Origin of the sequence: Kitasatospora sp. NPDC050463 (assembly GCF_040655255.1) — a bacterium.
Classification (GTDB): Bacteria; Actinomycetota; Actinomycetes; order Streptomycetales; family Streptomycetaceae; genus Kitasatospora.
The window spans coordinates 1-9,146 of the sequence record NZ_JBFAJO010000146.1 but is presented as its reverse complement, the minus strand read 5'-3'; the positions used below and the strand labels follow the sequence as shown (position 1 = coordinate 9,146).

Sequence of the window (9,146 nt, the reverse complement as noted above, 5' to 3'; positions counted from 1 at the left end):
GAGACCATGACGGCGAAGAGGGCGGGTTGGACGACGTCGACGCGGGTGAGGTCGTCGTTGCCGCGCAGGACGTCGGTGAGGGACCAGTCGACGTGGGGGGCGAGGGCGGCCTCGCACTGGGTGATCGACTCGGTGAACACGCTTGAGATGTCGAGGAGTTCGGCGCCCATGCCGATCCACTGGGAGCCCTGGCCGGGGAACACGAAGACGGTGCGTCCGGGGTTCGTGGTGCCGGCCGGGATTTCCTCGCCGGCGAGGGCGGTCAGCTGGGCGAGGAGTTCGGCGTGGGTGCGGCCGAGGGCGACGGCGCGGTGGTCGAGGGTGGCGCGTCCGGTGAGCAGGGTGTGTCCGACGGCGTGCAGGTCGGTGTCGGGGTGGGTGCGGAGGTGGTCGGCGAGCTGTGCGGCGTGGGCGCGCAGGGCCTGCGGTTCGCGGGCGGACAGCACCCACGGGACGACGGGGGAGGGCGAGTCGGCGACGGTGGTCTCGTCCTCGGCCGGCGGGGCCTCCTCCAGGATGACGTGCGCGTTCGTCCCGCTGATCCCGAAGGCCGACACACCCGCACGACGCGGACGCCCGTCCGCCTGTGCCCACTCGCGCTGCTCGGTGAGCAGCTCGACCGCGCCGGCGGCCCAGTCCACATGGGTGGTCGGTTCGGTGACGTGCAGGGTGCGCGGCAGCATGCCGTTCCGCATCGCCATCACCATCTTGATCACGCCGGCCACGCCCGCCGCGGCCTGCGTGTGGCCGAGGTTGGACTTCACCGAGCCGAGCCACAAGGGCTGTTCGGTGCCCCGCTGCTGCCCGTAGGTGGCGAGCAGGGCTTGCGCCTCGATCGGGTCGCCGAGGCGGGTGCCCGTCCCGTGCGCCTCCACCGCGTCGACGTCCGCCGCCGAGAGCCGGGCGTCGGCCAGCGCGGCGCGGATCACCCGCTGCTGGGAGGGGCCGTTCGGAGCGGCCAGCCCGTTGGAGGCACCGTCCTGGTTGACCGCGCTGCCGCGGACCACCGCGAGCACCCGGTGCCCGTTGCGCCGCGCGTCCGACAACCGCTCCAGCAGCACCACGCCGGCGCCCTCGGCCAGGCCGAAGCCGTCGGCGTCCTCGGAGAACGCCTTGCAGCGGCCGGTCCCGGACAGGGCGCCCATCCGGCTGAAGCCGATGAAGGAGTCCGGCGTCGGCATCACCACCGCGCCGCCGGCGACGGCCATCGTGCACTCGCCGTTGCGCAGCGACTGCGCCGCCAGGTGCAGGGCGACCAGCGACGACGAGCACGCCGTGTCGACGGTGATCGCCGGTCCCTCCAGCCCGAACGCGTAGGACAGCCGGCCCGAGATGACGCTGGTGACGCTGCCGGTGATGACGTAGTCCCCGATGGCGGCCGGGGCGTCGGCGGACCGCATGCCGTACCCGTGCTGCATGGCGCCGACGAAGGCGCCGGTCCGGCTGCCGCGCAGGGAGGTCAGATCGATGCCGGCCCGCTCGAAGGCCTCCCAGGAGGTCTCCAGCAGCAGCCGCTGCTGCGGGTCCATGGCGAGGGCCTCACGCGGGCTGATCCCGAAGAACCCGGCGTCGAACGCGTCCACGTCCCGGACGAAGCCGCCCTGCTCGCCGGAGACCGCGGACAGGTCCCAGCCGCGATCGGTGGGCAGGCCGGAGATCACGTCGCCGTCGGTGACGAGCAGCTGCCAGAGCTCCTCCGGGGTCGAGACCCCGCCCGGGAACCGGCAGGCCATCCCGACGATCGCGATCGCCTCCGCGTCCGCGTCGGCGGTCGGCCGGGGTGCCGCGGCCGGGGCGGCCGGCTCGGGCGCGCCCAGCTCCAGGATCTCGCGGCGCAGCTGGGCGACCAGCGCGGCCGGGGTCGGGTGGTCGAAGACCAGGGTGGCCGGCAGCCGGAGGCCGGTGGCCGCGCTCAGCCGGTTACGCAGCTCGACCGCCGTCAGCGACTCGAACCCCAGCTCCTTGAACGCCCGTTCGGGGCGGATGGCGTCCGGCGTGCTGCGCCCCAGCACCGCGACGGCGTGCTTGGTGACCAGGTCGGTGAGAGCGCGGTGCTGCTCGGCCTCCGACAGTCGGCCCAGCGAGAGGCGGAGTTCGGACTCGGCGGCCGTCGGCGTCGGCGCCACCTCGTTCGAGGCCGCCAACACCGCTCTGGCCTCAGGGAGTTCGCCGAGCAGTGGGCTGGGGCGCAGCGCGGTGAAGAGCGGGACGAAGCGCTCCCAGTCGATCTCGGCGACCGCGACGAAGGTGTCGTCGTGGTCCAGCGCCTGCTGGAGGGCGGCGAGAGCCAACTCGGCGCGCATCAGCGGAAGTCCCTGCTCGCGCACCCGCCGGCGGGTCCGCTCGACGTCCTGGTCGCCGAGGTTCTTCCAGGTGTTGACGGCGTCCTCCCAGACGCCCCAGGCGACCGAGAGCATCGGCAGACCGTCGGCGCGGCCCTGCTCGGCCAGGGCGTCCAGTGCCGCGTTGGCGGCGGCGTAGGCGGCGTGGTCCCCGCTGCCCCAGAAACCGGCGATGGAGGAGAACAGGACGAAGGCGTCCAGCGCCGCCGGGTCGAGCAGGTCGACCAGGTGCCGGGCGCCGTCCACCTTGGCGGCCAGCACCTGGTCGAGGCTCTCCACCGTGGTGTCGACCACGGACGTAAGCTCGATGAACGCGGCCGTGTGCAGAACGGCCCGCACGGTATGGCCGTCCGCCCGCAGCCGGTCGAGCAGGCCGGCCACCGCGTCGCGGTCGGCCACGTCGCACGCGGCCAGGGTGACGGCGACGCCCCGCGCGGTCAGCTCGGCCGCCAGGTCCGTCGCCCCCGGGGCGTCCGGGCCCGAACGGCTGGCCAGGACGAGGTGCTCGGCGCCGTTGTCGGCCAGCCAGCGGGCGAGTCGGGGGCCGAGGCTCCCGGTGCCGCCGGTGACCAGCACCGTGCCGCGCGGGCGCCAGCCGCGGATCTGCCGGGCCTCCCCGGCGGCGGCGTGCACCATCCGCCGGGCGAACAGCCCGGCCGCCCGCACCGCCACCTGGTCCTCCTCGGAGGAGCCGGCCACCACCCGCAGCAGCCGCCCGAGCGACCGCTCGTCCGGCTGTCCGGGCAGGTCGACCAGACCGCCCCAGAGGTGCGGCAGCTCCAGCGCGACGACCCGACCGAGCCCCCACAGCTGCGCCTGGACCTGATCGGCCGGTGCGTCGGAGGGTGCGGCGTGCACGGCGCCGCGCGTGGCGCACCACACCGGTACCCGGTTGCCGAGGCCGGCCAGTTCCTGGACCAGCGCCAGCGTCAGCGCGACGCCGGTGGTCGCCGTGCGCCGCCCGGGGTGCCGGCGGTCGTCCAGGGCGAGGAACGACAGCACACCGGCGAGCCCGCCCGGCTCGGCGCCGTCGATCACCTCGCGCAGCCGGGCGGCCAGGGCGTCGCGGTCGGCACCCGCCTCCAACAGCACGGGCCGTGCCCCGCGGGCGCCCAGTCCGCGGGTGGCCTCGGCCACCCAGGCGTCGTCGGCGTGGCCCGCGGGGGCGACCACCAGCCAGGTGCCGGAGAGAGCGGCCGGCGCGAGGTCCGCCACCGGCTTCCACGCGATCCGGTACCGCCAGTCGTCCACGGCCGAGCGGTCGCGGCTCTGCCGGTGCCAGGAGGAGAGCGCCGGCAGCAGGGTGCTCAGCGACCGTCGCTGCTCCTCGTCCTCGACCTGGAGAGTGGCGGCGACCGCGGCGATGTCCTGGTCCTCGACGGCCTCCCAGAACCCCGCGTCCAGCGCGGACGCGGCAGCCGGGTCCGGACCGGCCGGGGCGGCGTCCTGGATCCACAGGCGCTGGTGCCGGAAGGGGTAGGTGGGGAGGTCGGGGTGGTGGCCGGGGTGGACGAGTGGGGTCCAGTCGACCCGGGTGCCGCCGGCGTGGAGGTGGGCGGCGGAGGTGAGTAGGCGGGTCCAGTGGCCTTCGTCGCGGCGCAGGGTGCCGGTGATGACGGCGGGGGTGCCGTCCAGGGTGTCCTCGATGGCGGGGGTGAGGACGGGGTGGGGGCTGGTTTCGATGAAGGTGCGGTGGCCGCTCTCGGCGAGGGCGTGGACGGCCTGCTGGAAGAGGACCGGCTGGCGAAGGTTGGTGTACCAGTAGTCGGCGTCGAGGGTGGTGGTGTCGGTGAGTTGGGCGGTGACGGCCGACATGAAGGGGATGGTGGCGGCTGTGGGCTTGATGTCGGCGAGGTCGCTGAGGAGTTGCTCCCGCAGCGTTTCGACCTGGGGGGAGTGGGAGGCGTAGTCGACGGGGATGGTGCGGGCGCGTGCGCCGTCGGCTTGGGCCTGGTCGACGACGGCGTGGACGGCGGTGACGGTGCCGGCGATGACGGTGTGGGAGGGGCCGTTGCTCGCGGCGATGCTGACCTGGCCGGCGTGGGGGGCGATGAGGGTTTCGACCTGTGAGGCGGGCAGCGGGATGCTGGCCATGGTGCCGTGTCCACTGAGGGCGAGGATGGCTTTGCTGCGGAGGGCGACGATGCGGGCGGCGTCGTCGAGGGTGAGGGCGCCGGCGATGTGGGCGGCGGCTATTTCGCCCTGGGAGTGGCCGAGGACGGCGTCGGGGTGGACGCCGAGGGATTGCCAGAGGCGGGCGAGGGAGACCATGACGGCGAAGAGGGCGGGTTGGACGATGTCGACGCGGGTGAGGTCGTCGTTGCCGCGTAGGACGTCGGTGAGGGACCAGTCGACGTGCGGGGCGAGGGCGGCCTCGCACTGGGTGATCGACTCGGCGAACACGGTTGAGGTGTCGAGGAGTTCGGCGCCCATGCCGATCCATTGGGAGCCCTGGCCGGGGAAGACGAAGACGGTGCGTCCGGGGTCCTCGGTGGTGCCGGCCGGGGTTTCCTCGCCGGCGAGGGCGGTCAGCTGGGTGAGGAGTTCGGCGTGGGTGCGGCCGAGGGCGACGGTGCGGTGGTCGAGGGTGGCGCGTCCGGTGAGCAGGGTGTGTCCGACGGCGTGGAGGTCGGTGTCGGGGTGGTCGCGGAGGAAGTCGGCGAGCTGTGCGGCGTGGGCGCGTAGGGCCTGCGGTTCGCGGGCCCTGAGCACCCACGGGACGACGGGGGAGGGCGAGTCGGCGACGGTGGTCTCGTCCTCGGCCGGCGGGGCCTCCTCCAGGATGACGTGCGCGTTGGTGCCACTGATGCCGAAGGAGGAGACGGCGGCGCGTCGGGCACGTTCGCCGGCCGGCCATTCCCGTGCCTCGGTGAGCAGTTCGACCGCGCCGGCGGTCCAGTCGACGTGGGTGGTCGGTTCGTCGACGTGCAGGGTGGCCGGCAGCACGCCGTGCTGCATCGCCATCACCATCTTGATCACACCGCCGACCCCGGCGGCGGCCTGGGCGTGGCCGATGTTCGACTTCAACGACCCCAGCCAGAGCGGCTGTTCGGCCGGACGCTCCTGGCCGTAGGTGGCGAGCAGGGCCTGCGCCTCGATCGGGTCGCCCAGGCGGGTGCCCGTCCCGTGCGCCTCCACCGCGTCGACGTCCGCCGCCGAGAGCCGGGCGTTCTTCAACGCCTCCCGGATCGCCCGCTGTTGCGCAGGGCCGTTCGGCGCGGAGAAGCCGCTGCTGCTGCCGTCCTGGTTGACCGCCGAGCCGCGGACCACGGCCAGCACCCGGTGCCCCTGGCGCCGCGCCTCCGAGAGCCGCTCCACCAGCAGGACGCCGACGCCCTCCGCCCAGCCGGTCCCGTCCGCCGAGGCGGCGAACGCCCGGCAGCGCCCGTCGGGGGACAGTGCGCGCTGGCGGCTGAACTCGACGAATCCGCCCGGCCCGGTCATCACGGTGACGCCGCCGACGAGCGCCATCGTGCACTCGCCGTTGCGCAGCGCCTGCGCCGCCAGGTGCAGGGCGACCAGCGAGGACGAGCATGCCGTGTCCACCGTGACGGCCGGGCCCTCCAGGCCGAGGGCGTAGGCCACCCGGCCCGACACCACGCTGCCCAGGCTGCCCGTCATCAGGTAGCCCTCAAGGTCCTCGGGCGTCTCGCGCAGCCGCGCGGCGTAGTCCTGGTGCATCACGCCGGCGAACACGCCGGTCCTGCTGCCGCGCACCGAGGAGGGGGCGATGCCGGCCCGCTCGAAGGCCTCCCACGCGGTCTCCAGCAGCAGTCGCTGCTGCGGGTGCATGGCCAGCGCCTCGCGCCGGCTGATGCCGAAGAAGTCGGGGTCGAACAGCGCGGCGTCGTGCAGGAACCCGCCGGCCCGGGTGTAGGTCTTGCCGACCGCCTCCGGATCCGGGTCGTACAGCGAGGCCACGTCCCAGCCACGGTCCTCCGGGAAGCCGGAGATCGCGTCGCCGCCCGTCGCGACCAACTGCCAGAGGTCCTCGGGGGACTTGACGCCCCCGGGGTAGCGGCAGGCCATGCCGACGATGGCGATCGGCTCGGAGGCGGAGGCGGTCAGCTTGCGGTTCTGCTGCCGCAGGAGCTCGGCCTCCTTGAGGGAGGCCCGCAGCGCCTTGACGACTTCTTCACTGGATGCGGTCATCGCGAACTCCGAAACTCCGGGCCATTGGGAGGTGGTGAGGGGTGATCAGCTGTCACCGAGGGCAACCCGGACGAGGGCTTCCAGGTCCATCGTGTCGAGCGCGCTGCTGTGCTCCTCCTCGTCGACCCCGGCGGCGGACTGGTCCGCGGTGTCGGCGAGTCGGAGCAGTGTCCGGACGAGCCCGGCCTCCTGGAGGCGGACCATCGGGATCGCCGCCAGGGCCCGGCGGAACTCCACCTCGTCGACCTCGTCGGCCTCGGCGGGATCCGCGGCCCCGGCCGTCCGCTCCACCGGGAAGGCCTCGGCCTCCAGGTGTCGGGCGACGGCGGCCGGGGTCGGGTGGTCGAAGATGAGTGTCGCCGGCAGCCGGCCCCCGGTCTCCGCACCGAGCCGGTTGCGCAGTTCGACCGCGGTGAGCGAGTCGAGGCCGAGGTCGAGGAAACCGCGGTCCGCATCGACCCGGTCCGGTGAGGCATGGCCCAGGACGGCCGCCACGTGGGCGCGAACCAGGTCGAGCACGGCGCGGCCGCGTTCGGCCGGTGCCAGCTCGGCGAACCGCTGCCGGAACGGCGCCGCGCCGGGCGTGGCGGTCCGGCGGCGCCCGGTGGGGCGGATCAGGCCCCGGAGCAGCGGCGCGACGTCGGACTGCGCCCGCAGCGCGGCGGTGTCCAGGCGGGCGGGCACCAGCACCGCGCGGTCCGTCGCGACGGCGGCGTCGAAGAGCGCGAGACCCTGGGTGGACGGCATGGCGGCGAGGCCGGTGCGGCTCAGCCGCCGCAGGTCGGCCTCGGCGAGGTGCCGGGTCATCCCGCCGGCCTGCGCCCAGAGGCCCCAGGCCAGGGAGTGCGCGGGCAGTCCCTCCGCCCGGCGCCGCTGCGCGAGGGAGTCGAGGAAGGCGTTGGCCGCCGAGTAGCTCGCCTGGCCCGCCTGGCCCAGCACCCCGGCCGCCGAGGAGAACATCACGAAGGCCCGGAGGCCGCTCCCGCGCGTCAGCTCGTGGAGGTGCCACGCGGCGTCGGCCTTCGGCCGCATGACGGCCGCCACGCGGTCGGGGGTCAGCGCGGTGAGCACACCGTCGTCCAGCACGCCGGCCGTGTGCACCACGGCGATCAGTGGCTGTTCGGTGGGCACTTCCGCCAGGACGGCGGCGAGCGCCTCCCGGTCCGAGGCATCGCAGGCGGCGACCGTCACGCTGGCACCCGACGCGGTGAGGTCGGCGCGGAGTTCGGCCGCGCCGTCCGCGGCGAGCCCGTGCCGGCTGAGCAGCAGCAGGTGCCGCACGCCGTACCGGGTGACCAGGTGACGCGCGAGCAGGCCGCCGAGCAGGCCGGTGCCGCCGGTCACCAGCACCGTACCGGCGGGGCCGAACGGTCCGGTGGGCGCGGGCCCGGGCGCGGGTGCGGCCGGCATCAGCCGGGCGGCGGACACCCGCCCGGCACGGACCGCCAGTTGCGACTCCGGCGAGGCGAGCGCCCGGACCAGTGCCGGGTAGGAGTCGGGGTGGTCGTCGAGGTCCGCCAGCACCAGGCGGCCGGGGTTCTCGGACTGGGCGGACCGGACCAGGCCCCGGAGCGGCGCGTGGACGAGGTCCGTGACGTCCTCCGTGGCGTCCACGGCCACCGCACCGCGGGTGAGCAGCACCAGCCGGGAGCCGACCAGCCGCTCCTCGGCCAGCCAGGCCTGGACGAGGCCCAGCACACGGGCCGTTGCGGCGTGGACGGCCCCGGGTGTGACCGCGGGGCCGGGCAGGAAGGGCACCACGACCGCCCCCGGCACCGTGGTCCCGGCGCAGACCGCGGCGAGCAGCTCGGCCGGCTCGGCGGCCTCGACCGCCTCGGCGCCCAGGAGGAGCGGCGCCGCCTCCCCGGTGGCGTCCGCGGAGGTGGCCACGGGCACCCAGTCCACCTGGTACAGCGAGTCGCGGTGGCTCCGGGCGCCGGCGCTGAACTGCTCCGGTGTGACCGGCCGCAGGGTCAGCGAGCCGACCGAGACGACCGGGTTTCCGGCGTCGTCGGTCGCGGTGAGCGAGACGGTGTCCGGCCCGGTCCGGGTCAGCCGGACCCGCAACGCGGTGGCCGAGTCGGCGTGGAAGGCGACGTCAGACCAGGAGAACGGCAGGCGGACGCCATCCGCTCCCTGGAGCAGGCAGGCGTGCAGGGCGGCATCCAGCAGCGCCGGGTGCAGCCCGAAGCCGTCGTCGTGCCGCTCCGGCGGGAGCACGACCTCGGCGAGGATGTCGTCCCCCTGCCGCCCGAGGGCCCGCAGGCCCTGGAACGCCGGACCGTAGTCGAAGCCGACGTCGGCCAGCCGGCCGTAGAGCGCGTCGTCCGGGGCGAGCGCCGTCGTCCGGAGTTCCCACGCGTTCGCCGGCACCGCTGGACCCGTCACTGCCAGGACGCCGGTCGCGTGGCGGGTCCACGGGGCATCGGGGTCGTCGGGGGTGTCGGGGGCGGAGTGAATGGTGACGGGGCGGCGGCCGGTGTCGCCGTCCGCTGCGCCGACGCGGACCTGGAGGCGGACGGCGTGCTCCTCGGGGAAGGCCAACGGGGCTTCCAGCGTGAGTTCTTCGAGGTGCTCGCACCCGGTGTGGTCGCCGGCGTGGAGGGCGAGTTCGAGGAGGGCGGTGCCGGGGAGGAGTGGGGTGTTCCAGAC

At 74.9% G+C, this 9,146-nt stretch carries 2 protein-coding genes; both read right to left on the bottom strand.

All coding sequences use genetic code 11. The features are described from left to right. The coding region (locus AB0J08_RS40065) for a type I polyketide synthase (RefSeq protein WP_360644625.1) at window positions 1-6,494 on the bottom strand (6,494 nt) is incomplete at its 3' end. 45 nt (window positions 6,495-6,539) lie between these two features. Next, window positions 6,540-9,146 (bottom strand): type I polyketide synthase (locus tag AB0J08_RS40060; protein WP_360644622.1); only part of this gene is annotated, 2,607 nt, incomplete at its 5' end.